This window comes from Streptomyces sp. NPDC020958 (assembly GCF_055562175.1).
In genome coordinates, this window is the sequence record NZ_JBVHFU010000012.1 from 113,276 (window position 1) to 138,785 (window position 25,510).

The window sequence follows — 25,510 nt, forward strand, 5'->3', positions numbered from 1 at the left end:
GGCCCCGGCGACGGGGCGGTCGGTGGCACGGATTCCAGCATGACGCACCCGTGGGACGGCAACAACTATTGACGTCAACAATCATTGCTCTTAGCTTCGATCTCGCAGCCGCACCCATGCGACCCACGTGAAGGGACCAGCCGTGCCCACCATCGATCTCACCGGCCAGGCCGCCGTCGTCACCGGCAGCGGCCGGGGCCTCGGCCTCGCCTACGCGCACGCCCTCGCCGCCCACGGCGCGTCCGTGGTCGTCAACGACGTGGACGAGGCCGTCGCCGAGCAGGCCGTGAAGTCCATCACCGAGGCCGGCGGCACCGCCGTCGCCGAGGTGGTCCCGGTCGGCACCGCCGAGGCCGCCGACCGGCTCGTGAACCGGGCCGTCGAGGAGTTCGGCCGCCTGGACGTCCTGGTCACCAACGCGGGCATCCTGCGTGACAAGGTGCTGTGGAAGATGACCGACGACGACTTCGACGCGGTCGTCACCACCCACCTCAGGGGCACCTTCACCTGCGCCCGCGCCGCCGCCGTACGGATGCGCGAGCAGGGCGAGGGCGGCACCCTGATCCTGGTCGGCTCCCCGGCCGGGCAGCGCGGCAACTTCGGCCAGACCAACTACGCCGCCGCCAAGGCGGGCATCGCGGCCATGGCCCGCACCTGGTCGATGGAGCTGGGCCGGGCGAACATCACGGTCAACGCGATCGTCCCGGTGGCCGCCACCGCCATGACCGAGACCATCCCCGCCTTCGCCCCCTACGTCGAGGCGATGCGAAGCGGCGAGCCGCTCCCGGACTTCCTGCGCAAGGGCGAGGGTTTCGGCACCCCCGAGGACTGCGCGGCCGTCGTCCCCTTCCTGGCCTCCGCGGCCGCCCGGGGGATCACCGGCCAGGCCATCGGCATCGGCGGCGACAAGGTGGCACTCTGGTCGCACCCGCAGGAGATCCGGGCGGCCTACGCCGACGGCGGCTGGACCCCGGAGACCCTCGCCGACGCCTTCCCCACCTCGGTCGGCGCCGAACTCCAGTCCGTGGGCATCCCCGCGCCCAAGCTGCCGGAGGCGTGATGGACATCGAGGCACTGACGGCGATCGACGTCCACACGCACGCCGAGGTCTCCTCCCGGGGCCACGCCTCCCTCGACGACGACCTGCACGACGCCTCCGCCGCCTACTTCAAGGTCGAGGGCAAGCGGAAGCCGACGATCGAGGAGACCGCCGCCCACTACCGGGAACGGAACATGGCCGCCGTGATCTTCACGGTGGACGCCGAGTCCGCCACCGGCACCCCGCCGGTCCCCAACGAGGAGGTCGCGGAAGCCGCCGCGGCCAACTCCGACGTGCTGATCCCCTTCGCCTCCGTCGACCCCTTCCGCGGCAAGGCCGGCATCAGGCAGGCCCGCCGGCTGGTCGAGGAGTACGGGGTGAAGGGCTTCAAGTTCCACCCCAGCATCCAGGGCTTCTTCCCGAACGACCGCGCGGTGGCCTACGGCCTCTACGAGGTGATCGAGGAGACCGGCACCATCGCCCTCTTCCACACCGGCCAGACCGGTATCGGGGCGGGCGTCCCGGGCGGCGGCGGGATCCGCCTGAAGTACTCGAACCCGCTGCACGTCGACGACGTCGCCGCCGACTTCCCCCACCTGAAGATCATCCTGGCGCACCCCTCCTTCCCGTGGCAGGACGAGGCCCTCGCCGTCGCCACCCACAAGCCGGGCGTGCACATCGACCTGTCCGGCTGGTCGCCGAAGTACTTCCCGCCGCAGCTCGTGCAGTACGCGAACACGCTGCTCAAGGACAAGGTCCTGTTCGGCTCCGACTTCCCCGTCCTCACCCCCGACCGCTGGCTCGCCGACTTCGCGAAGCTGCCGATCAAGGACGAGGTCCGGCCGAAGATCCTCAAGGAGAACGCCGCCCGTCTGCTCGGGCTGACCAAGCCGTAAGGGGTCGCAGATGCGCAACGAGGGACTGGGATCCTGGCCCGCACGCCGGGCCCGCAAGACCCCGCACCGTACGGCGCTGGTGCACGACGGCCGGGCGGCCGACTACCGCACCCTGCACCACCGCACCACCCGCCTCGCCCATGCCCTGCGCGCCCGGGGTCTCCGCCGCGGCGACCGCATCGCCTACCTCGGCCCCAACCACCCCGCCTACCTGGAGACGCTGTTCGCGGCCGGCACCCTCGGCGCGGTCTTCGTCCCGCTCAACACCCGCCTGGCGGCCCCCGAGATCGCCTACCAGCTCGCCGACTCCGGAGCCAAGGCCCTGCTCTACGGCCCCTCGCACACCGGTCTCGTCGCGGGCCTGCCCGGCACCAGCGACGTCCGCACCTACATCGAAGTCGGCCCCGAGTACGAGGAGTTGCTCGCGGGGGCGGCCGACGACCCGATCGACGAGCCCGTCGGCCCCGACGACACCTGCGTCATCATGTACACCTCGGGGACGACCGGCCGCCCCAAGGGCGCCATGCTCACCCACGGGAACCTGACCTGGAACGCGCTCAACGTGCTGGTCGACACCGACCTGATCGCCGACGAACGCGCCCTGGTCTCCGCCCCGTTGTTCCACACGGCGGGCCTCAACATGCTCACCCTGCCGGTCCTCCTGAAGGGCGGCGCGTGCGTCCTGGTGGAGTCCTTCGACCCGGCCACGACCCTGGACCTGATCGAACAGCACCGGATCACCTTCATGTTCGGGGTCCCGACCATGTTCGACCAGGTGGCCCGGCACCCGCGCTGGCCGGACGCCGACCTCTCCTCCCTGCGCATCCTCACCTGCGGCGGCTCCCCGGTGCCCACCCCGCTGATCGCCGCGTACCAGGAGCGCGGCCTGACCTTCCTCCAGGGCTACGGCATGACGGAGGCCTCGCCCGGCACCCTCTTCCTCGACGCCGAGCACGCCATCGGCAAGGCGGGCTCGGCGGGCGTACCGCACTTCTTCAGCGACGTCCGGGTGGTACGGCCCGACCTGACCCCGGTCGACGTCGGCGAGCCCGGCGAGGTCGTGGTCCGCGGCCCCCATGTCATGTCCGGCTACTGGGGGTTGCCGGAGGAGACGGCGGCCTCCTTCGCCGACGGCTGGTTCCGCAGCGGGGACGCGGCCCGCGTCGACGAGGACGGTTACGTCTACATCGTCGACCGCCTGAAAGACATGATCATCTCGGGTGGGGAGAACATCTACCCCGCCGAGATCGAGGACCTGCTCCTCGCCCACCCCGACATCGTGGAGTGCGCGGTCATCGGGGTGCCGGACGACAAGTGGGGCGAGGTGCCGCGCGCGGTGGTGGTGCCCCGGGAGGGCGCCGACCTCGACCCCGACGAGGTGCTGGCCTCGCTGTCCGGCCGGCTCGCCAAGTACAAGCTCCCCAAATCGGTGGTGCTCGCGGACGAACTCCCGCGCACCGCCTCCGGCAAGCTCCTCAAGTCCCGGGTGCGCAAGCGCTACGGCACCACCTCATGAGTAAGGAAAGCGACATGGGCGTCACCGTCAACGGCCTCGACGAACTGAAGAAGCTCGCGGGCAGCGACCTCGGCACCAGCGACTGGATCGAGGTCACCCAGGAACGCATCGACACCTTCGCCGACGCGACCGGCGACCACCAGTGGATCCACGTCGACCCCGAGCGGGCGGCCGCGGGCCCCTTCGGCGCCCCGATCGCCCACGGCTACCTCACCCTGTCGCTGTTCATCCCCCTGTTCACCGAGCTGCTCGACGTCCAGGGCGTCACCACCAAGGTCAACTACGGCCTGAACAGGGTGCGTTTCCCCGCGCCGGTGAAGGTCGGCTCCCGGATCCGGCTGGCCGCCCGCCTGGCGGAGGTCGAGGACGTGCCGGGCGGGGTCCAGATCGCGGTCGACGGGACGATCGAGATCGAGGGCGGCAGCAAGCCAGCCGCGGTGCTGCAGAGCCTGTCGCGGTTCTACGCGTAAGGCTCCGTCGAGCTCAGTCCACCACGTCCACGAAGATCGGGTTCGAGTAGAACCACGTGTCCGCCCACGGGTCGCCGTTGCCCGGCTCGTGGGGGATCGGGCCGTGCGGGTCGATCGCCGCGCCCAGGTAACCCGTGCCGTTGCGGTTGCCGTCGCTGCCGCGCAGGCGGACGTAGAACGACTCGTCGCCCGCGGTGACCGGGATGCGCAGGGTGTAGGTGCCCTTGCGGCCGGACACGTCCTTCGTCTGGACGACCCTGGTGTCCGGCGCCTGCCAGGTGTCGCGGTCCGCGACCGGGCCGCGCACCGCGCCCCGGATGACGTCGACGTGCGCCAGCTGGGGCAGGATCCCCTGGGCGTTGACCCGGGACGCGGTCGTCACCGTCACGTTCAGGGTGAGCCGCTCGCCCTTGCGGACCCGCAGCCGTCCGCCGAGGGTGACACCGTCACCGTGGTCGCAGTCCCGCTTCAGCCGGACCTCGAGACCGTCGAGCAGGTGCCCGTGGTCCAGCCAGACCCGGCCCGCGCGCAGGCCCGCCATCACCGCGCGGTACCCGTAGCGGGTGACGCCGACGTGCGTACGGCTGAACTCGCCGGGCCAGAAGTCGCTGCCGGGCTGCGGGGTGTCGGTGTTCACCGGGTCGGGCAGCTTGCCGGTGTTGTCGAAGTTCTGCCCGGCCGGCCAGTCGCCGTTCTTCCAGGTGTCGAAGACCGTGCGGTGGTTGTCGGAGTTCGTGGTGATCGTGAAGAGGCGCCCCTCCGACAGCATCGCGTCCCAGAGGCCGCCGACCGTGGCGGTCGCCCAGTCGAAGCCGCCGTAGGTGAGGTACGCGTCCGCCGGGTAGCCCGCCCAGGACTGGGCGGAGGGCTTGTTCTCGTACTCGCCGCGGATCGAGGTCGCACCGCGCCAGCCCGGGATCGCCGCGCCCTGGGCGCCGGGCGCGCCCTCCATGCCGATCATGATCTCGGCGGCCGCGTCCCGCCAGTTGCGCAGCTCGTGCGGTGAGTCGATGCCGAGGCGCAGCGGGTGGTTGGCGAGGACGAGGACGTCGTCGACGTAGCCGGTGCGGCGCTGTTCGGCCAGCCACTGGATGGCCTTGACCGCGTGGGCCTCGTTGCGGGCGGTGTCGGCCGCGCCGGCGGAACCCTCGGTGTAGTTGAGCAGCTTGCCGTCGTAGGCCAGCTCGAACCGGGTCAGCAGGTCGGTCTCGTGCGGGCCGGGCGCGGCGAACACCGTGCAGTGCTCGGCGGCCGGGATGTACCACTCCAGGCCCTGGAAGATCAACTGGCGCGGGTTCGCCGCGCGGGCCTTGAGGATCTCCGCGTGCTCCAGCTCGGCGCCGTAGTGGGCGTGCCCGAAGTTGGAGTGCTCGTTGAACACCATCCAGTCCAGGCCGTACCGGGCGGCGGCCCGGGCCTGCTGGGTGAACGTGTACTTGGCGTCGTGGCTGTACACGGAGTGGACGTGGTGGTCGCCGACCAGGTAGGCGAGGCGCGGGTCGGCGCCGCCGAGGCGCGGCCGGGCGGGGGAGGCGGCGAACGCAGGGGTGGCGGCGGAGCCGAGGGCGAACGCGGCGCCGAACAGGCCCGCGCGGCGCAGGAGTCCGCGCCTCGACATGCCCTGGGCGTCCAGCTCGGCGGCGGAGACGGCAGGGTCGGCCCAGGTGGGCAGCTGCTGCTCGGTCATGGAGAAGATCCTCGTCACGGGAGTCGGTGGGTCATGAAGTCGGTGGGTCATGAAGTCAGTGGGTCATGAAGGAGGAGACGGGCAGTGCCCGGGAGACGATCCGCACGTCGCCGAGACGGCCGTACAGGATCTGGTCGATCTTGTCGGCGTAGGTGTAACCGCCGAGCAGCCAGGGCTCGCCGACCGAGGTGATGCCCACCGCGGCGGCCTTCGGGTTGCGGACCACCGGGCAGCCGTCGACGTACAGGGTGGTGCGCCTGCCGTCGTTGACGACGGCGAGGTGGCACCAGGTCTCCAGCGGTGTCTCCTGGCCCCAGTTGGTGGCGATGCCCTCCTGGTTGAGCGGGCGCATCGCCCACTGCGGCTCGCGGTCGTTGGACAGCGAGAGGGTGGCCACCGGCTCGTCGGGGTCGTCGCCGGTCTTGCCGGCGGCTCCGCCGGTGCCCCGGCGGCTGACGACGCCGGCCCACGCGTGGTGGCCGGGGTCCCAGTCGGCGGGCAGCCGGAAGAACGCCTCGATGGTGTAACCGTCCTCGAAGGTGGCCCTGTTGAGCGGTGCGCTGCTGATCGTCTGGAGGTAGGCGCCCTTCAGCGGCGACTTGTACCCGGTGAACTCCAGGCTGCCGTGGGCCGGCTGGTCCGGGTGGTGGTCCGCCGACCAGCCGAGGGTGCCGCCGCCCACCGAGACCACGGTGAGGTCGTTGCCGTTGCCCGACAGGTCGCGGACGGTGCCGGCGACCGCCGAGTCGAACCGCCAGTACGCGGCCGTGCCCCGGACCAGCAGCTGCGAGGCGGGCCGGGCTGGGCGGGCGGGCACCGGGTCGAAACCGGCGAAGCGGTCCGCGAAGTCGATGTCGACGGAGAACCGGTCGGCGTCGCCGCTGAGTTCGATCTCCTGACGCTCCAGCTCGTTGAGGCCCTTCTTGGCCCGGCCGAGGATCCACGGCGAGACCGTCTCCACGTCGATGACGTTCCGGTCCAGGTCGAAGTGGTACAGGCGGATCATCGCCGCGCCGCCGAAGTACCGGTTCTGGTAGTTCGTCAGGTGCAGGTGCACCTCGTTGCCCGCCGCGTTCTTGCGGGTGGCGCGACCGGCCGGCCAGTAGTGGCCGTTCAGGGTGAGGAAGATCTGGTCGTGGTCGTCGACCAGCTGGTCCCACAGCTGCTGCCCGTACGACGACAACTCGTCGTCGTCCACGACCAGTTCGTGCGTGGTGAGCACGACCGGAGTCTTCGGGTGCGCGGCGAGGACGTCCTTCGCCCAGGCGTACCCTGTCGCCGACAGCCGCCAGTCGAGCGCCAGGACGAGCCACTCGCGCCCGGCCGCCCGGAACAGGTGGTAGGTGTTGTAGCCGTCCGGGGAGGCCCCGCCGAACGTCGGGCCGTCCTTGAACCGCTGCGGGCCGAACGCGTCCAGGTAGGGCGACGCGCCCCGCTGGTCGTCCGTGGACGACGTGATGTCGTGGTTGCCGGCCAGCACGCTGTAGCCGACCCCGCGCCGGTCGAGGATCCGGAACGCCCTGCTGATCGCGTCGAACTCCTCGACGGCCCCGTTCTGGGTGAGGTCGCCCAGGTGGGACAGGAAGACGATGTTGTCCTCCTCGGCCTGGTCCAGCAGGTACCGCAGCGAGGCCTCGACGGGCGCCGGGTCGATGCTCGGTCCGTCGAAGAGGTACTGGGTGTCGGGCATCACCGCGAGGGTGAAGCGGCGGCTCTCGGTGTCGGGCCGTCGGCGGGAGCCGGCGGACGCCTCGGCGACGGCCGGCACGGCGACCCCGGCGCCGGCGGCCGTGGCGGCGGCGCCCAGCAGCGCGGTGGCCCTGAGGAAGGTACGTCTTCCGGCTCCGGCCTGCGCGGCCTCGCCCTGGAGGGGGTCATGCGAAGTACACACGAGTGCTCCGTGAGTGTGCAGAAGTGACGGCGGAGGGCGTGGGGGGATCTCAGCGGACGCGCAGGGTCCAGCTCCAGCGGTGGACACCCGGTGCGACGAGGTAGGAGGGGAAGGTGTCGGGGCCGCACGAGGCCGTACCCAGGCCCCGGTGCGCGGCGTCGATGTGGACCACGCAGCCGGCCCGCGGCACGAGTTCGTCGTGGTGCGTGACGGCGGTGAGGTCCTCGGCGCGGTAGCGGCTGACGCAGACCTGGCGGGGTTCGTCCAGCTCGACCGCGAGTCCGGGGGCGTCCGGCGCCGACAGGGTGAACCGTCGTACACCGTGTCGGCCGCCGCTCTCCTGGGGCCGCAGGTAGGGGGTGAACAGCTCGTCCACCGGCAGCCGGTGGTGGCCGACGGGGGCTCCGGCGGCGCGGTCGGGGTACGACTCCCAGGGACCCTGACCGAACCAGTCCAGCACGTCGAGCCCGGCCACCGTCTCGAAGACCGAGCCGACCCGTGCCACGTCCGAGAACTCCTCGGGCAGCTCGGCCGACTCGTCGACCCGGACACCGCCCTCGACCGGTGTGAACTCCTGCCGGTGCCGTACCACCCCCACGGTGCCCGCGTACTGGGCGACCACGGCCACCGAGCGGCCGTCCCTGCGCACCGAGACCACCTTGCGCACCAGCCGGTCCAGCCCCCAGGCCCGCCAGCGCGGCGCCATCCCGCCGAGTTCGTCGTTGTCGGTGGGCGCCCGCCACAGCGAGAGCGTCGGCGCGGCCGTCAGCAGCGGGTGCCGCAACAGCCCCTCCTCGTCCACCTCGACCGCGGGTCCCGCCGCCACCGGCCGCCCCGGCGCGTGTGCCGCCCGGATCCGGATCTGCGGCGCGCAGACCTCCGTTCCGGCCGGCGCCCACGCCTGGTCCTCGGCGACCGTGACCCGCAGGGTCAGCCAGGCCTCCCCGCCGTCCGCCGGCACCGCGAACGGCAGCGGTACGGCCGCGGTCTCGCCGGGCCGCAGCTGCGGCAGCCGCGCCGGACCGGTCAGGGTACGGCCGTCGGCCAGCGCCAGCTCCCAGGTGCCCGTCAGCCAGTCGAGGCTCCGGAAGTGCTGGTGGTTGGCGAGGACCACGCCCTCGTGCCTGAAGCACCGGATGCGGACCGGCGCCGCGATCTCCCGGTGCTCGTACATCGCGGGCTTGGGGGTGCGGTCGGGGAAGACGATGCCGTCCGCGACGAACGCCCCGTCGTGCAGGGCCTCGCCGAAGTCGCCGCCGTACGCCCAGCGGTGGCCGGGCGCGGCGACACCGTTGTCATACAGTCCGGCGCCCGTGCGCCCGACCGGTCTTCCGTCGCTCACCCGCTGGAGAATTCCGTGGTCCCAGAACTCCCAGATGAACCCGCCCTGAAGACCCGGAGTGGACTCGATGGCGGCCCAGTGGTCGGCGAGCGTGCCGTTGCTGTTGCCCATGGCGTGCGAGTACTCGCACTGGATCAGCGGTTTCGTCTGCTCCCCGGACAGCGCGTGCGCCACGCACTCCTCCAGCGGCGCGTACATCGGGCAGGCGAGGTCGGAGGCCACGTCCGGGTCGGCCCAGCCGCGTTTGGCGGCCCCCTCGTACTGGACCGGCCGGGTCGGGTCGTGCCGTCGTACCCAGCCCGCCGCCGCGTCGTGGTTGGCGCCGTAGTCGGACTCGTTGCCCAGCGACCAGATGATGACCGACGGGTGGTTCTTGTCGCGCAGCACCATGCGTGAGACCCGGTCCACGAAGGCGTTCAGGTAGCGCGGGTCGTCGGCGATCTCGTGCGCGTGGTCGTGGGACTCGATGTCCGCCTCGTCCACGACGTAGAAACCCAGTTCGTCGGCGAGGTCGTACAGCGCGGGGTCGTTCGGGTAGTGCGAGGTGCGGATCGCGTTGAACCCGAACCGCTTGAGCACCACCAGGTCGGCCCGCATGTCGTCGTACGACACCGTCCGCCCGGTGAGCGGGTGGAAGTCGTGCCGGTTGACGCCCCGGACGAACACCCGTTCGCCGTTGATCAGCAGGTCCCGGCCGACGATCTCGACGTCGCGGAAGCCGACGCGGTGGTACGAGGTGTCGGCGACCGTGCCGTCCGCGCGGTGCAATCGGACGGTCAGCCCGTACAGTTCGGGCTCCTCCGCGTTCCAGGTGCGCACCTCGGGCACGACCGCGTGGATGCGGGCCTCGCCCAGGAAGTCGGAGACCCGGTCGTCCTCGGCGTTGCGCCGGTCGAACCCGGCGTCCTGCGCGAGGAGCCGGCCGTCCAGGTCGGCGGTGACGTACCAGCCGCCCGGCAGCGCCCCGCGGTCGTCGCGCACCAGGCAGTCCACCCGCAGCTCGCCGTCCCGCCGGGCCCGCACGGTCACGTCCGCGAGCCGCAGCGGGTCGGTCGTGTACAGCAGCACGGAGCGGGTGATCCCGCCGTGCCACCAGTGGTCCTGGTCCTCGATGTGCGTGGCGTCCGACCACTTGACCACGGTCAGCCGCAGCACCGACCGCTCGCCGGGCCGGACGACCGCCGTCAGGTCGAACTCGGCGGCGAGGTGCGAGTCCTTGGAGACGCCGACCGGCCGCCCGTCGACGTGCACGAGCAGCACGCTCTCCGCGGCGCCCACCTGGAGCACGATCCGGCGCCCCGCCCATGCGGCGGGGACGTCCAGCTCACGCTCGTAGACGCCCGTCGGGTTCGCGGCGGGGGAGTGCGGCGGGAACTCGGGGAACGGCATCCGCACGTTCGTGTACTGCGGCAGGTCGTCGGTGTCCTGCACGGTCCAGGCGCCGGGCACGTGCGCCGTCGCCCACGCACCGCCGACCGGCGCGTCCGGAGCCGGCAGCAACTGGAAGCGCCAGTCGCCGTCCAGGGGGAGCGCTCCGGAGCGCCGGTCGACGGCGTTCATGGGCAGACGCCCCCAGGAGGTCACCTCGGGTGCCTCCCAGGGGCGGACGGCCGCCAGCGGGTCCGTCACTTGATGGCTCCCTTGGCCAGGTCGCCGATGATCTGCCGGGCGCCGATCGCGAACACGATCAGCAGGGGAACGAGGGCGAGGAGTGCGCCGGTCATGACCATTCCGTAGTCGGTGGTGCCGTGGGTGCCGTTGAGCTGGGAAAGGGCCACCTGGAGGGTGACGTTGTCCGGGTTGGTGAGGGCGATCAGCGGCCAGGCGTAGTCGTTCCACTGGCCCATGAAGGTGAAGATGCCGAGGAAGGCGAGGCCCGGCCGGACCACCGGGAGGGCCACGTGCCAGTACTGGCGCAGGAAGTGCGCGCCGTCGATGCGGGAGGCGTCGAGGAGTTCGTCGTGGATGGCGCCCTTCATGTACTGGCGCATCCAGAAGATCCCGAACGCGTTGGCCGCGGCCGGCACGATCAGCGAGGTCATCGAGCCGATCCAGCCCAGCTTCGCCATGATCACGAACTGCGGGATCGCGGACAGCTGCGCCGGCACCATGAAGATGACCATGAGCAGCGCGAACAGCACGTTCTTGCCGGGGAAGTCGAACTTGGCGAACACGAAGGCCGCCAGCGAGTCGAACAACAGGACCAGGAAGGTCACCGAGCCCGCGACCAGCAGCGAGTTCCACATCGAGCCGAAGAAGTCGATGTTGTCGAACAGACCGCGCAGGTTCTCCAGGAAGTGCGCGCCCGGCAGCAGCTTCGGGGGGTAGGAGAAGATCTCCGACGAGGTGTGCGTCGACATGATCACGGCCCAGTAGAACGGGAAGGCCGAGAGCAGCAGACCGACGACGAGTACGGCGTGCAGGGCGATGCCGCGGCCCCGGGTGCCCTTGATGGCCCTGGGCCGACGGGTTCCTTGGATGGATGCCATGGTGTGCGGCCTCCCTAGTCTTCGCCCCGGCGCTGCACCAGGCGCCAGTTGACGATGGAGAAGATGATCACGACGAGGAAGATGCCCCACGCGACGGCGGCGCCGTAGCCGAAGTCGTTGTTGTCGAAGGTCTGCTGGAAGAAGTAGAGGACCATCGTCTGGCCCGCGTGGCCCGGACCGCCCGCGAACGTCGAGTCGTTGGAGGTGGTCTGGAGCAGCACCTGCGGTTCGGAGAAGCTCTGCAGGCCCGTGACGGTCGACACGACGAGCACGAACAGCAGGACCGGCCGCATCATCGGCAGCGTGATCCGGAAGAAGGTCTGCACGGGACCGGCGCCGTCCATCCGGGCCGCCTCGTACAGTTCGCCCGGAACGGTCTGCAGACCGGCGAGGAAGATGATCGCGTTGTAGCCGGTCCACTGCCAGGTCATCAGGGTGGCGATGGCGATCTTGATGCCCCACGGGGTGTTCAGCCAGGCCACCTGGTCCAGGCCGACCGCGTTGAGGAAGGCGTTCACGAGGCCGAAGTTGGTCGAGAACACCGAGCCGAAGATGATCGCGACGGCGACCACCGAGGTGACGTTCGGCAGGAAGTAGGCGAACCGGTAGACGTTCTTGAAGCGGACCGCCGAGTTGAGCATCACGGCCGTCACCATGGCCAGGAAGATCATGGGGAAGGTGGCGAGCGCCCAGATGAGGAGGGTGTTGCCGACGGCGGTCCAGAAGTCGGTGTCGCTCAGCAGGTACTGGTACTGCGACAGGCCCGCCCACTCCATCGAGCCGAGGCCGTCCCAGCGGTGCAGGGAGACGTAGAGCGAGAAGCCGACCGGGATCAGGCCGAAACAGACGAAGAGCAGGTAGAAGGGGGAGATCGCGGCGTAGAGGTGCCAGTACCTGCGCAGCCCCGTGCGGGGACCGGGCGCCGGTGGGCGTGCCACGCTCGGCGCGGGCTTTTCCAGTGCGGTGGCCATCAGTAGGTCACCCCCAGGTGCTTGGCTATGCGCCGGCATTTGCTCATGGCGTCCTTCCAGGCCTGGTCGGGATTCTTGCCGAGGACACCGACGTTCTTGATCTCGTCCTTCAGGGGCTGGGAGAGCGCCACGTCGAACGGGCTGTTGTAGGCGACCGCGATCTTCTGCGCGGCGGGCCCGAAGACGTCCATGGTGACCTGGCCGCCGAAGAACGGGTCGGGCTCGCGCAGCGTCTTCATCGCGTACGACGCCGGGGTGGAGGGGAAGAGTCCCGCGTCGACGAAGCCCTGCGCCTGGTTGGCGGCGTCCAGCATCCAGGCGATGATGTGGAACGCCTGCTCGGGCTCCCGGCAGGCCTTGGTGATCGACAGGAACGAGCCGCCGTTGTTGGAGGGCCGCACCGGCATCTGCGCGACCCGCCACTTCCCCTTGGTCTTCGGCACGCCCGACTTGATGTCGTTGGTGGCCCAGGAGGCGTTGAGCTGGCTGGGCAGCTTGCCGTCCTGGAGCGCGGAGAGCTGGTCCGGTGTCCCGCTGACCAGGTCGGAGACGATCCCGCGCCGCTTGGCCTCCACGGCCAGCGCCCACGCCCGGCGCACGTGGTCCTGGTCCCCGATGAAGTTGCGGTCCTTGTCGACGTACCGCTTGCCGCCCTGCTGCACCACGTTCTCGAAGATCGAGTTGACGTCGGTGACCAGGGACGTGCCCGGGAGCCGCTTCTTCAGCCGCTCGCCCGCCGCGAAGAACTTCTCCCAGGTGTCCAGCCCGGCCGTGACGTCGGCGGGTTCGTACGGCAGCCCGGCCCTGCGGAAGACGTCGTACTGGTAGTAGTGCGCGACCGGGCCGCAGTCGATCGGGAAGCCGACCATCGTGCCGTCGTCGGCGATGCCCTGCTCCCACTTCCAGGACAGGAAACGGGACTTGTACGTGTCCGCGCCCAGCGTGCGCAGGTCCACGAACTGGTCGGCGTCGGGCAGGTAGGACGCCATGTCCTCGCCCTTGAGCCCCGCGATGTCGGGAATGCGGGCCCGTCCGGTCATCGTGGTGAGCAGTTTCGACCGGTAGTAGCCGCCGATCTTGACGGCCCTGAGGTCGACGCTCGCCCCGTAGCGGGCCTTCGCGTTCTTGACGACCGTGTCACCCAGGCCGCCGTCCCAGTACCACAGGACCATGTTCCGGCCGGTGGAACCGGTCGGAACGGCACAGCCGGACGCCAGGCCGCCGAACGCCGTGGCGGCCGTACCGGCCAGGCCCGCGCGCAGCAGGCCTCTTCGTGAGAGCCGCACAGCTCCCACCGCCTTTCGGATCTTTTCGGGACTTCACATGAGCGTGGGGGGGGGGGTGGGGGGGGTGGGGTCAGTGCGACCGTGCGGGGGGAGTCACGGGGGCGTACCGCACCGGCGGGCCGGGGTCGGCCGGGAGCCGGTCGGCCAGGAAGCCGTAGGCGCGCCGGAGGTCGGGATCGGTCAGCGACCGCCACCAGCTGTCGACGCCGTACCAGCCGGGGGCCGCGAGTGCCCCGCCTGGCCGGCCGACGGAGAGCCCGGCGGCCAGTACGGCGAACCGCAGCCGCTCCTCCAGCGGCCAGCCGCCCAGCGAGGCGGCCACGAAGCTCGCCCCGAAGACGTCCCCGGCACCCGTCGCGTCGAGGACGTCCACGGCGAGGGCCGGGACCTCCGCGTACTCGCCGGTGTGCTGGTCGACGGCCAGCGCGCCGGCGCCGCCGCGCGTCACCACCGCCACCGGGACCAGCTCGGCGAGCGTGCCCAGCGCGGCCATGGCGCTGTCGGTGCGGGTGTAGGCCATCGCCTCGGCCTCGTTCGGCAGGAAGGCGTGGCACAGCGCGAGCTGGTCGAGGAGGGCGCGGGACCACCGCTGGGTGGGGTCCCAGCCGACGTCGGCGTAGACCTGGGTGCCGTTCGCGGCCGCCTTGGCGATCCACTCGCGCGGTTCGGCCTCCAGGTGCACCAGCGCGGTACGCGCCTCGGGCGGGTCGCCCATCAGCGCGTCCTGCGAGTACGGCGGCTGCGAGCCGTGGGTGACCAGGGCGCGGTCGTCGCCGTGCGCGAGGGAGACGGTGACCGGGGTGGGCCACTGGTCCGCGACGCGGGAGAGCGAGAGGTCGACGTTCTCCTGGTCGCTCAGGACGTCCCGGCAGTACGCGCCGTAGAAGTCGTCGCCGAAGACCGTGGCCAGCGAGGTGCGCAGGCCGAACCGGGACGCGGCCACCGCGAGGTTCGCGATGCCGCCGGGGCCGCAGCCCATACCCGCCGTCCAGATCTCCTCGCCCGGCGTCGGCGGTTTCCCGAGCCCCGTCAGGACGAGGTCGTAGAAGAGCAGCCCGGTCAGCAGCACATCGGGCCTGTCGTCGTCCACGCGCGCAGCCTCTCGTCAAAACTCGTCATTTCGATGACCGGAATCGTGCGCCGCTCTGTGAGATTGGTCAATACCCGAGCAGAACTGAGCATGGATTTGATTGAAGATGACGAGTAGTGTTCGTCGCGTGCTGGCAGAACGACGACATCAACTCATCCTGCGGGCCCTGCGCTCGGGCGGTCCCGCGGCCGTGACCGATCTCTCCGAGCAACTGGGTGTGAGCCCCGCCACGATCCGGCGCGACCTGCTCAAACTGGAAGAGGACGGGTTGCTCACGCGGGTGCACGGCGGTGCCGTCGCGGAGGAGGGCGACCAGCCCTTCGCCGAGGTCGCCGAGGTGCGCGTGGCCGAGAAGGACGCCATCGCGGCGCGCGCGGCGGCTCTCGTCGCCGACGGCCAGTCGGTGCTCCTGGACATCGGCACGACGGCCTACCGGCTGGCCCGCCAGCTGCACGGCCGCCGGCTCACCGTGATCACCAGCAACCTGGTGGTCTACGAGGAGCTCGCCGACGACGAGGGCATAGAGCTGGTGCTGCTCGGCGGCATGGTCCGCCGCGAGTACCGCTCCCTGGTCGGTTTCCTCACCGAGGACAACCTGCGCCAGCTGCACGCCGACTGGCTCTTCCTCGGCACCAGCGGGGTGCGCCCCGGCGGGCAGGTGATGGACACGACGGTCGTGGAGGTGCCGGTCAAGCGCGCCATGATCAAGGCGAGCGACAAGGTCGTCCTGCTCGCCGACGCCGCCAAGTTCCCGGGTACGGGCATGGCGAAGGTCTGCGGTCCCGAGGACCTGGACGTGGTGGTGACCAACGCGCCGGTCGACCCGGCGACCCGTGCCGCCCTGGAGGAGGCCGGTGTCGAGATGGTCCTGGCAGGAAAGGCTCAAGCGTGAAACTGACGATTCTGGGCGGCGGCGGGTTCCGGGTGCCGCTCGTGTACGGCGCACTGCTGACCGACCGCGGTGAGGGGCGGGTCACCGAGGTCGTCCTGCACGACCTCGACGCCGGACGGCTGTCCGCGGTGGCCCGCGTCCTGGCGGAGCAGGCGGCCCCCGTGCCCGACGCTCCCGCCGTGACCGCCACCACCGACCTCGACGAGGCCCTGCGCGGCGCCGACTTCGTCTTCTCCGCGATCCGGGTGGGCGGCCTGGAAGGCCGTGCGGCCGACGAGCGGGTGGCCCTGGCCGAAGGCGTCCTCGGCCAGGAGACCGTCGGCGCCGGCGGCGTCGCCTACGGCCTGCGGACCGTCCCGGTCGCCGTGGAGATCGCCCGGCGGGTGGCCCGGCTCGCCCCCGACGCCTGGGTCATCAACTTCACCAACCCCGCGGGACTCGTCACCGAGGCCATGTCCCGCCACCTCGGCGACCGCGTCATCGGCATCTGCGACTCCCCGGTCGGCCTCGGCCGCCGTATCGCCCGGGTGCTCGGCGCGAACCCCCGCGAGGCCTGGATCGACTACGTCGGCCTCAACCACCTCGGCTGGGTGCGCGGCCTGCACGTCGCGGGCCGCGACGAGCTCCCGCGCCTGCTCGCCGACCCCGACCTGCTCGGCTCCTTCGAGGAGGGCAAGCTCTTCGGCGTCGACTGGCTCCAGTCCCTCGGCGCGATCCCCAACGAATACCTGCACTACTACTACTTCAACCGCGAGGCCGTCCGCGCCTACCAGCAGGCCGAGAAGACCCGCGGTGCCTTCCTGCGCGACCAGCAGGCGCACTTCTACGAGACGGTCGCGGACCCTGGCTCGAAGGCCCTGGACGTCTGGGACCGCACCCGCGCCGAGCGGGAGGCCACCTACATGGCGGAGAACCGGGAGACGGCCGGCGCCGGCGAGCGCGACGCCGACGACCTGTCCGGCGGCTACGAGAAGGTCGCCCTGGCCCTGATGCGGGCCATCGCCCGCGACGAGCGCACCACCCTGATCCTGAACGTCCGCAACCGCGGCACCCTCTCGGTGCTCGACGGCGAGGCCGTCATCGAGGTGCCCTGCCTGGTCGACGCCAACGGCGCCCACCCGGTCGCCGTCGCCCCGCTGCCCGACCACGCCACCGGCCTGGTCTGCGCGGTCAAGGCCGTCGAGCGCGAGGTGCTCGCCGCCGCCGAGTCCGGCTCCCGTGCGACGGCCGTCAAGGCGTTCGCCCTGCACCCGCTGGTCGACTCGGTGAACGTCGCCCGGCGCCTGCTGGAGGGGTACACCGACGCCCACCCCGGCCTCGCGTATCTTAAGTAGCCAGCCGCCCGGAAAGCGCTTTCCACCCCCTCTTCTGGAGACTTCCATGCACGACGAACGCCGCCGGATCGAGGAGCGCGTAGAGCGCCTCCAGAACCAGCGCATCAGGCCCGCGATCCACGCGGCCGCCGTCCCCTTCGAGGTGACCGCCTGGCAGGCCCCCGGCGAGCCGGTCCCCTTCGAGGAGGCCGCGGCAGCCCCCTACGAACCGTTCGCCATGGACACCCCGTGGGGTCCGCCCTGGGGCACCACCTGGTTCCGGATGCGTGGCCAGGTGCCCGCGGAGTTCGCGGGCCGCCGGGTCGAGGCCGTCATCGACCTCGGGTTCGTCGGCGACTGGCCGGGCAACCAGGCCGAGGCCCTGGTCCACCGCACCGACGGGACCCCGCTCAAGGCGGTCAACCCCCTCAACCAGTACGTGCCGATCGCCAACCCGGCGGCCGGCGGTGAGGTGATCGACTACCTGGTGGAGGCCGCGTCCAACCCGGACATCCTCGCCAACGACTTCCGCGAGCCCACCCTCCTGGGTGATGTGCTGACGGCCGGCGACAAGCCGCTCTACACCTTCAAGCGCGCCGACATCGCCGTCCTGGACGAGAACGTCTGGCACCTCGACCTCGACATCCAGGTGCTGCGCGAGCTGATGCTGGAGCTCGGCGAGCACGACCCGCGCCGGCACGAGATCGCGCACGCCCTCGACCACGCGATGGACCTGCTCGACCTGGACGACATCTCCGGTTCCGCGGCCGCCGTCCGCGAGGCCCTGAAGCCGGCCCTGTCCAAGCCCGCGCACGCCAGCGCGCACATCATCTCCGGCGTCGGCCACGCGCACATCGACTCGGCCTGGCTGTGGCCGATCCGCGAGACCAAGCGCAAGACCTCCCGCACCTTCTCCAACGTGACGTCGCTGGCGGACGAGTACGAGGAGTTCGTCTTCGCCTGCTCGCAGGCCCAGCAGTACGAGTGGGTCCGCGACAACTACCCGCAGGTCTGGGCCCGCATCCAGGAGTCCGTGAAGAAGGGCCAGTGGGCCCCGGTCGGCGGCATGTGGGTCGAGTCCGACGGCAACCTCCCCGGCGGCGAGGCGATCGCCCGCCAGCTCGTGCACGGCAAGCGGTTCTTCATCGAGCACTTCGGCATCGAGACCAAGGGCGTCTGGCTGCCCGACTCCTTCGGTTACAACGCGGCCTATCCGCAGCTCGCCAAGCTGGCCGGCAACGAGTGGTTCCTCACCCAGAAGATCTCCTGGAACCAGACCAACACGTTCCCCCACCACACCTTCTGGTGGGAGGGCATCGACGGCACCCGCATCTTCACGCACTTCCCGCCCGTCGACACCTACAACGCCCGCTTCAGCGGCGAGGAGATGTCGCGCGCGGTCCGCAACTACGCCGAGAAGGGCGCCGCCACCCGCTCCCTGGCCCCGTTCGGCTGGGGCGACGGCGGTGGCGGCCCCACCCGCGAGATCATGGAGCGGGCCCGCCGCCTGAAGGACCTGGAGGGCTCCCCGCGCGTCGAGGTCGAGCACCCGGACACCTTCTTCGCCAAGGCCCGCGCCGAGTACGAGGACGCCCCGGTCTGGGTCGGCGAGCTCTACCTGGAGCTGCACCGCGCCACCTACACCTCGCAGGCCCGCACCAAGCAGGGCAACCGGCGCAGCGAGCACAAGCTGCGCGAGGCCGAGCTGTGGGCGACGACGGCCGCGCTGCACGCGCCCGGCTACCGCTACCCGTACGAGAAGCTGGACCGGCTCTGGAAGACGGTCCTGCTGCACCAGTTCCACGACATCCTGCCGGGCTCCTCGATCGCCTGGGTGCACCGCGAGGCCGAGGCCGAGTACGCCCGCGTCGCCGAGGAGCTGGAGGCGCTCACCGCCGAGGCGGTCACGGCGCTGGGCGGCGGTACGGTCCGGGTCTTCAACACCAGCCCGTACGCCCGTGCCGAGGTCGTCCGCGACACCGCCGGCACCCCGGTCTACGTCGAGGTCCCCGCGAGCGGCAGCGCCCCGCTGACGGCCGCCGCCGAGGCCCCGGCGGCCGTGACGGTCGACGGCCGGGTCATCGACAACGGACTCGTCCGGGTGGAGATCGCCGAGGACGGCACCCTGTCGTCCGTCTTCGACCTCCGTGCGAACCGCGAGGTCCTCGCCGGCCAGGGCAACCTGCTCCGCCTGCACACCGACCTGCCGAACTACTGGGACGCCTGGGACGTCGACAAGCACTACAAGAACCGCTACACCGACCTGCTGGAGCCCTCGGAGATCACGGTCGTCGACACGGACCCGCTGCTCGGCTCGATCCGCGTCACGCGCCCGTTCGGCAACGGCTCCACGATCGTCCAGACGGTCACCGTGCGCGCCGGCAGCCCCCGGATCGACTTCGAGACGGACATCGACTGGCACGAGGCCGAGAAGTTCCTCAAGGCGGGCTTCCCGGTGGACATCCGGGCCGCGCACTCCTCCGCCGAGATCCAGTTCGGTCACGTGCAGCGGCCCACGCACACCAACACCAGCTGGGAGGCGGCCCGTTTCGAGGTCTCCGGCCACCGCTGGTTGCACGTCGGCGAGCCCGGCTACGGCGTCGCCGTCATCAACGACTCGACGTACGGCCACGACGTCTCCCGCACGGTCCGCGAGGACGGCGGCACGACCACCACGGTCCGGCTCTCCCTGGTGCGCGCCCCGCGCGTCCCGGACCCGGGCGCCGACCAGGGCAGGCACCGCATCACCTACTCCCTGCTGCCGGGCGCCACCATCGGGGACGCGGTGACCGAGGGCTACGCCCTCAACCTCCCGCTGCGGGTGGCGGATTCGGCGGGCGAGCCGGCGCCGGTCGTGTCGGTGGACGGCGACGGCGTGACCGTCGAGGCGGTCAAGCTCGCCGACGACGCCTCCGGCGACGTGGTGGTCCGGCTCTACGAGTCCCGTGGCGGCCGCGCCCGGGGGGTGCTGCGCACCGGCTTCGCGCTGGCCGGCGCCCAGGTGACCGACCTGCTGGAGCGCCCGCTGGAGGACGCGGCCACCGACGGCGACTCCGTCGCGGTGGAGCTGCGCCCCTTCCAGATCCTCACCCTCCGGCTGCGCAGGAGCTGACCGCATGGCCATGCAACCGTGGTTCACGGAAGCCAAGTTGGGGATCTTCGTGCACTGGGGCATCTACGCCGTCGACGGGGTCCAGGAGTCCTGGTCCTTCTACGACGACATCGTGCCGCACGACCAGTACATGTCCCAGCTGGGCCGGTTCACGGGCGCGGCGTACGACCCGAAGGCGTGGGCGGACCTGTTCGCCCGCGCCGGCGCCCGGTACGCCGTGCTGACCAGCCGTCACCACGACGGAGTGGCCCTGTGGGACACGGAGTTCGGCGAACTCAACCTCGGCCGGGACTACATCGGCCCCTACGCCGACGCCCTGCGCGAGAAGGGACTGAAGGTCGGCCTGTACTACTCGCACTCCGACTGGAACCACCCCGACTACGCGTCCACGCGCAAGCCGGGCCGGCCGCCCGAGCAGGAGGACAACCGCTACTCCGAAGTCGCGGCGGAGGACGAGGACCTGGCCGCCTGGGACCGCTTCCTCGCCTACCGGGACGGCCAGGTGACGGAGCTGGCGTCCCGCTACCGGCCGGACCTGATGTGGTTCGACGGGGAGTGGGACCGCAGCGAGGAGCAGTGGCGGATCCCCGAACTCGCCGCGCTGATCCGCTCGTACGTGCCGCAGGTCGTCTTCAACGCGCGCATGCTCAGCGAGGGCGACTACGCCACCCCGGAGCAGGGCGCCCCCGTCGTGCCGCCGGACGGCCCCTGGGAGCTGTGCCTGACGATCAACGACTCGTGGGGGTACCAGCACCACGACCACAACCACAAGTCGCTCGCCCAGCTGATCCGCTACTTCACCGAGACCATCGGGGGCGGCGGCAATCTGCTGCTCGACGTCGGCCCCATGGAGGACGGCACCATCCCGCAGCCGCAGGTGGAGCGACTGGAAGGGCTGGGGGAGTGGATCCGGCGGCACGCGGAGGCGGTGTACGGGACCGGCCGCGGGCTGCCCGCCGGGCACCACTACGGGCCCAGCACCCTCTCCGCCGACCGGCGCACCCTGTACCTCACCCTGTTCGACGCGCCGCGCGCCGAGATCGGGGTCCGCGGTCTGGCCACGAAGGTCAGGAAGGTCACCGTGGTGGGCAGCGGCACCGAGCTCGGCCACCGGGTGGTCGGCGGGCTGCACGAGGCCGTCGGCGTGCTGTGGATCGACCCGCCGGCCGCGGCCGACCTCGACCCGTACGCCACCGTCCTCGCCGTCGAACTGGACGGGGAGCTGGAGCTGTACCGGGGGTCGGGACGGTTCTGACCGGAAACAGGCAGGCCACGGCGGCTTTCGGGTCGCCGTGGCCTGCGGTGCTCAGCCGGTGAAGCCGGCCGTGATCGAGGTGAACTGCCAGTTGCTCTGGCTGATCCCGGAGCAGTTGCTCACCACGCCGCCGCCCGCGCAGCCGCGGTCCCGGTTGACCGCCCAGAACGCGAGCCGGGCGATGTGGTGCGAGTTCGCCCAGTCACGGATCTGCGTCCAGATCGCCGGGGTCGTGGTCTCCTGCTGGTCGGACAGCCCGTTCATCCCGGAGATCCCGATGTGCGCGTAGGCCGTCGCGTCGTCCCAGCCGAACGTGGACCTGAGCTTGGCCTTCAGGCCCTCGGCCGCGTTCACCGTGTTGCCGTACATGTCGGAACCGCCGCCGAAGTCGAACGGCATGATCGTGAAGACGTCGATGTCGGCGCCGATCGACTGGGCCTGCTCGATCAGCCGGTTGCCGTAGTACGTCGGACCGGTGGTGGACGTCCCGAAGGTGACGATCGTCCGCAGGCCCGGGTTGTTGGCCTTGACCGTCTTCAGGGCGGTCAGGATCTTCGCCTGCACGGCCTCGTTCTCGAACTCGTCCGTGTTCTCGATGTCCATGTCGACGGACTTGAGCCCGTAGGCGTCGACCACCTTCTGGATCGCCCCGGCCAGCGCGCTCGCGGAGGAGCAGTTGGCGCCGAGCTTGCTGCCCTGCCAGCCGCCGAACGACGGGGTGACGTCACCGCCGGCCGCCCGGATCTGGTTGATCGCGGTCTGGTCGACGCCCCCGGTGAGCGACCTGCTGCCGTCCCAGGCCGGGGTGCAGCCGCCCGAGTCCAGCACGAAGGCCATGGTGAAGTTCTTGATGCCGGTCGCGCTCATCACGGTGGACGGGCTCGGCGGGTCGCCCCAGCCCTCGAAGAGGTACGGCGCGGCCTGTGTGAAGCCGCTTCCGCCGCCGGTGCCCGCGCTCGTGGTCACGGACACCGCGTTGGAGGCGGCGGACACGTTCCCGGCCGCGTCCCGTGCCTTCACCGTGAAGGTGTACGCCGTGCTCGCCGCCAGCCCGCTCACCGTGGCGGAGGTCCCGGAGACGCTCGTCGCCAGGGTCGACCCGCGGTAGACGTCGTACGCCGTGACCCCGACGTTGTCCGTCGCCGCCGACCACGACAGGGACACGCTCGACGAGGTCTTCCCGGTGGAGGTGAGGTTCGCGGGCGCGGTCGGTGCCTGGGTGTCGGAGCCGCCGCCGGGGCCGTCGAGGCTGATGTCGTCGGCGTAGTAGGTGCCCTGGGCGTACCACCCGTGGACGTAGATCTCGGCGCTGGTCTGCGTGGCGCCGGTGGTGAAGGAGACGGTCAGCCGGCTGTACTGGGACGTCGAGGTCGTCCAGGTGGAGGCGCCGCCGGTCACCCCGAGGTAGACGTACGAGCCGCGCACCCAGCCGCTGAGCGAGTACGTGGTGTTGGGCTGCACCGCGACGGTCTGGGCGCACTGCGCGGTGTCGCTCGAACTCGCCGCCCCGGCGAGGGCCTTGGCGCCGCCGTGCACGGGGGAGGAGACGACCGAGCCGAGGTTCCCCGAGCAGGACCAGGGTGACAGACTCCCCGACTCGAAGCCGGGGTTGGACAGGACGTTGGCCGCCTGCGCGGTGCCGGGCAGCGCGATGGCCCCGGCGAGCGCGAGGGCGGCGGATCCGAGCAGGGCGAGTATCCGGTGTCTGGGACGTCCGAGTGGGTTGCGCACGCGATCTCCCTGAGGGGATGGGGGTGTTCGGGAGTGCACGAGGGTGCGAGTGCAGGATGTGCGCAACCAAGTTGGTATGGACCAATCCGCCTGTCAAGAAGGCAGGCGGAAATTGGTCCAGACCGGTGGGGTGGCTTCCTCGCGTCTCCGCGGGCTGTGCTCCCGCGGCGGTGCGGCGTCAGGCGGCGGGCGGAACGACGACGACCTTGCCGTGCACCGCGCCCTGGGCGGCCCGCGCGTGCAGGGCCGGCAGCTCGGCCAGCGGTACCCGCTCGGCGACGTCGACGCGCAGCTCGCCGCGGTCGACCAGCGCCACCAGCTGCGCCAGCTGCTCGGCGTCGCTGCGGACGAACAGGTCGATGCCCCGCACCTCGCGCTCCTCGTCGCCGGGGGCGGGCATCCACACCGTGGTGTTCACCAGCACGCCGCCGGAACGGACCAGGGGGACCAGTGCGGCGAGTTCGGCCGGGTCGACCGGGGCGAGGTTGAGTGCGACGTCGACCGGCTCGGACACCGCCTCCGGCACGCGGGTGGTGGTGTGGTCGATCACCTCGTCGGCGCCGGCGGACCTGACCGCGTCGCTGCTGCGCGGACCGGCCGTGGCGATGACGTGGGCGCCGGCGTTCTTGGCCAGCTGTACGGCGTAGCCGCCGACCGCGCCGCCGGCGCCGTTGATCAGCACACGCTGCCCGGCCGTCAGCCCGCCGTGGTCGAACAGCGCCTGGTACGCGGTCAGGCCCACCAGGGGCAGGGCGGCGGCGTCCGCCAGGGGGAGGCCCTTGGGTGCGGACGTGAGGACCTCGGCCGGTGCGAGGACGTACTCCGCGGCGGCACCGGGCTTGTCCATCGGCAGGAAGCCGACGACGTGGTCACCGACCGCGATGCCGTCCACGCCCTCGCCCAGCGCGTCGACCGTGCCGGCGACGTCGATGCCGGGGGTGTGGGGCAGCTCCACCGGTATGGGGCCGCGCATGAAGCCGCCACGGATGTTGCCGTCGACGGGGTTGAACGAGGTCGCGGCGACCCGGACGCGGACCTCGCCGGCACCGGGGACGGGCTGCGCCACGTCCTCGTGACGCAGGACGCCGGGGTCGCCGTACTCGTGGAAACGCACTGCCTTCATGTCGGTTCTCGCCTTCGTCATGGTCGGTGTTGCTTCGAATTCGAAGCAACTGATGATGACCGTACAGCTACTTCGAATTCGAAGCAAGTGTGGTCGATCACTGCCGGTGCGAGCGCATCGCGGCGGCGAGTTCGGCGGCGGCCCGGTCGATGCAGGCGCGCAGCCGCACCGCATCGCTGTGAGCCGTGGCCCGCCAGTCGGCGGGGTCCGCGACGACGACCGTGGGCACGGGGTCGGCCTGCACGTCGGTCAGGCGCCTGCGTATCAACTGCGCCAGATCGGGCGGCTGCCGGCGGAAGCCGCTGTCGAGCACGAGCAGCACCGGCATGCCGGAGAGGATCCGGTCCCCGAGGACGGCGAAGAACGAGTCGAAAACCTCGCTCGGGGACGCGGCGAGCACCGGGGTCGCCACCACCAGCCCGTCGGCCGCCACGACCGCCGCGATCGCCTCCCGCAGGTCGAGGCTGGCGCGGCCCCGGGTGGAGTGCTGGGCGAGGTCGGCGGTCAGCCGGTGCAGCTCCAGCACCTCCACTTCGGCGCGCGCACCGTCGGCCGCCAGTGACCGGCACACGGCCTCCGCGGCCCAGTCCGCGAGCAGGCGAGCCGGGTGCGCATGGCCGGCGCCGGCGCTCACGACGGCCAAGGACACCGGACTCCACGCGGCGGTGCTCATCCGAGGGCGGCGTTGCCGAGTCGCTGCCGGTCCTCGTGTTGTGCGAGGCAGGGAATGCTCATGGCCGGTCCTCGGGATCCCTGGGCGGCGGCGCCGTCCTCCTATCCGCAACCCTGCGCCGCATCCCTGCCCGATCTCCATGGTCCACGGTGCTCAGTCGGGCCCAACAGTGCCCACACCGCGCGCCACACTCTTCGAATTCGAAGCAGTAGACTCCGGTCATGCCTGACTCCCCGCCGTCGCTCGACCCCGTGCAGCTCGGTGCCTACTTCGACCTCGTCGAAGTGACCAGCCTGCTGAGGCATGCGGTCGAGCAGCAGCTGCGCGAGACCGGTGATCTCAGCTATGTGCAGTTCCAACTGCTGGCCCGCCTCGGAGACTCGCCGACGGGCAGTCACCGCATGACCGACCTGGCCGACGGCGTCGTCTACAGCCGCAGCGGCCTGACGTACCAGGTGGCTCTGCTCGAGAAGGAGGGCCTGGTCGTCCGCGCTCCCTCACTGGACGACGAGCGGAGCATCACCGTCACCCTCACCGATGCCGGACGGGAACGGCTCGCGAAGGTGCTGCCGGGGCACGTCGAGGTGGTCAACGGCCTCTTGTTCGCACCGCTCTCGCCCGACGACGTCCAGGTCCTCGCCGATCTGCTGGCGCCGGTGCGCGACCACATGCGATCGACGCCGCCCCGCTCGGCCGCATCTCGCCGCCGCAGAGGCGGAGCGTAAGGACTCGCG

19 protein-coding genes are annotated in these 25,510 nt (G+C 71.2%); 9 read left to right on the forward strand and 10 right to left on the reverse strand.

Annotation, left to right across the window (positions count from 1 at the left end; translation table 11 throughout):
* Positions 1-142: 142 nt before the first annotated feature.
* The 4 genes from ACZ3KP_RS29385 to ACZ3KP_RS29400 are packed head-to-tail and all read left to right on the forward strand — an operon-like array spanning position 143 to position 3,921.
* Positions 143-1,060 (forward strand): SDR family NAD(P)-dependent oxidoreductase, encoded by a 918-nt coding sequence (locus ACZ3KP_RS29385; RefSeq protein ID WP_467502967.1) that lies wholly within the window; start codon positions 143-145, stop codon positions 1,058-1,060.
* Complete coding sequence (locus ACZ3KP_RS29390; protein ID WP_358985600.1) at positions 1,060-1,935, forward strand: amidohydrolase family protein; 876 nt, start codon at positions 1,060-1,062, stop codon at positions 1,933-1,935. Before ACZ3KP_RS29385 ends, ACZ3KP_RS29390 begins: the two co-directional genes overlap by 1 nt.
* 10 nt (positions 1,936-1,945) lie before the next feature.
* On the forward strand, positions 1,946-3,451 hold the full coding sequence (locus tag ACZ3KP_RS29395; protein ID WP_467502968.1) for an acyl-CoA synthetase: 1,506 nt from the start codon (positions 1,946-1,948) through the stop codon (positions 3,449-3,451).
* Positions 3,452-3,465: 14 nt separating this feature from the next.
* Positions 3,466-3,921, forward strand: coding sequence for a MaoC family dehydratase (locus ACZ3KP_RS29400; protein ID WP_467503167.1), 456 nt, complete (start codon positions 3,466-3,468; stop codon positions 3,919-3,921).
* 13 nt (positions 3,922-3,934) lie between these two features.
* On the opposite strand, the gene ACZ3KP_RS29405 is transcribed toward ACZ3KP_RS29400, so the two are convergent.
* The 7 genes from ACZ3KP_RS29405 to ACZ3KP_RS29435 all read right to left on the reverse strand — a co-directional run bounded on the left by ACZ3KP_RS29405 (position 3,935) and on the right by ACZ3KP_RS29435 (position 14,677).
* A complete protein-coding gene (locus ACZ3KP_RS29405; protein ID WP_467502969.1) occupies positions 3,935-5,608 on the reverse strand; it encodes a histidinol-phosphatase in 1,674 nt (557 codons plus the stop codon).
* A gap of 55 nt (positions 5,609-5,663) precedes the next feature.
* Entirely contained in the window at positions 5,664-7,499 is a 1,836-nt protein-coding gene (locus tag ACZ3KP_RS29410; RefSeq protein WP_467502971.1) for a LamG-like jellyroll fold domain-containing protein, read from the reverse strand.
* 49 nt (positions 7,500-7,548) lie between these two features.
* Positions 7,549-10,470 carry a glycoside hydrolase family 2 TIM barrel-domain containing protein gene (locus ACZ3KP_RS29415; protein ID WP_467502972.1) on the reverse strand — a complete coding sequence of 974 codons (2,922 nt, stop codon included), beginning with the start codon at positions 10,468-10,470 and terminating at the stop codon, positions 7,549-7,551.
* Positions 10,467-11,330, reverse strand: a complete 864-nt coding sequence (locus tag ACZ3KP_RS29420) for a carbohydrate ABC transporter permease (protein ID WP_467502974.1) — start codon at positions 11,328-11,330, stop codon at positions 10,467-10,469. The genes ACZ3KP_RS29415 and ACZ3KP_RS29420 overlap by 4 nt, the downstream gene beginning before the upstream one ends.
* 14 nt (positions 11,331-11,344) lie before the next feature.
* Positions 11,345-12,301, reverse strand: coding sequence for a carbohydrate ABC transporter permease (locus ACZ3KP_RS29425; protein WP_467502975.1), 957 nt, complete (start codon positions 12,299-12,301; stop codon positions 11,345-11,347).
* Entirely contained in the window at positions 12,301-13,587 is a 1,287-nt protein-coding gene (locus ACZ3KP_RS29430; protein WP_467502977.1) for an ABC transporter substrate-binding protein, read from the reverse strand. The genes ACZ3KP_RS29425 and ACZ3KP_RS29430 overlap by 1 nt, the downstream gene beginning before the upstream one ends.
* Positions 13,588-13,657: 70 nt before the next feature.
* Entirely contained in the window at positions 13,658-14,677 is a 1,020-nt protein-coding gene (locus ACZ3KP_RS29435) for a carbohydrate kinase family protein (protein WP_467502978.1), read from the reverse strand.
* A 127-nt stretch (positions 14,678-14,804) separates the two neighbouring features.
* On the opposite strand from ACZ3KP_RS29435, the gene ACZ3KP_RS29440 reads away from it, so the two are divergent.
* Genes ACZ3KP_RS29440 through ACZ3KP_RS29455 form a run of 4 tightly spaced genes read left to right on the forward strand, consistent with a single transcriptional unit; the run spans position 14,805 to position 21,249 of the window.
* The gene (locus ACZ3KP_RS29440) at positions 14,805-15,569 is read left to right on the forward strand and encodes a DeoR/GlpR family DNA-binding transcription regulator (protein WP_358985627.1); all 765 of its coding nucleotides are present in this window, start codon (positions 14,805-14,807) and stop codon (positions 15,567-15,569) included.
* Entirely contained in the window at positions 15,566-16,903 is a 1,338-nt protein-coding gene (locus ACZ3KP_RS29445) for a 6-phospho-beta-glucosidase (protein ID WP_467502981.1), read from the forward strand. Before ACZ3KP_RS29440 ends, ACZ3KP_RS29445 begins: the two co-directional genes overlap by 4 nt.
* 46 nt (positions 16,904-16,949) lie before the next feature.
* Positions 16,950-19,994 (forward strand): alpha-mannosidase, encoded by a 3,045-nt coding sequence (locus ACZ3KP_RS29450; RefSeq protein WP_467502982.1) that lies wholly within the window; start codon positions 16,950-16,952, stop codon positions 19,992-19,994.
* 4 nt (positions 19,995-19,998) lie between these two features.
* Positions 19,999-21,249 (forward strand): alpha-L-fucosidase, encoded by a 1,251-nt coding sequence (locus ACZ3KP_RS29455; RefSeq protein ID WP_467502984.1) that lies wholly within the window; start codon positions 19,999-20,001, stop codon positions 21,247-21,249.
* Between the two features lie 51 nt (positions 21,250-21,300).
* Here ACZ3KP_RS29455 and ACZ3KP_RS29460 read toward each other — a convergent pair whose 3' ends face one another.
* The 3 genes from ACZ3KP_RS29460 to ACZ3KP_RS29470 form a co-directional block, all read right to left on the reverse strand.
* On the reverse strand, positions 21,301-22,980 hold the full coding sequence (locus ACZ3KP_RS29460; protein WP_467502985.1) for a carbohydrate binding domain-containing protein: 1,680 nt from the start codon (positions 22,978-22,980) through the stop codon (positions 21,301-21,303).
* A gap of 178 nt (positions 22,981-23,158) precedes the next feature.
* Positions 23,159-24,103: an NADP-dependent oxidoreductase gene (locus ACZ3KP_RS29465; protein ID WP_467502987.1), complete on the reverse strand. Its 945-nt coding sequence runs from the start codon at positions 24,101-24,103 to the stop codon at positions 23,159-23,161.
* A 97-nt stretch (positions 24,104-24,200) separates the two neighbouring features.
* Positions 24,201-24,737 carry an NAD(P)H-dependent oxidoreductase gene (locus ACZ3KP_RS29470; protein WP_467503168.1) on the reverse strand — a complete coding sequence of 179 codons (537 nt, stop codon included), beginning with the start codon at positions 24,735-24,737 and terminating at the stop codon, positions 24,201-24,203.
* A gap of 260 nt (positions 24,738-24,997) precedes the next feature.
* On the opposite strand from ACZ3KP_RS29470, the gene ACZ3KP_RS29475 reads away from it, so the two are divergent.
* A complete protein-coding gene (locus tag ACZ3KP_RS29475) occupies positions 24,998-25,501 on the forward strand; it encodes a MarR family winged helix-turn-helix transcriptional regulator (RefSeq protein WP_467502989.1) in 504 nt (167 codons plus the stop codon).
* Positions 25,502-25,510 lie beyond the last annotated feature (9 nt).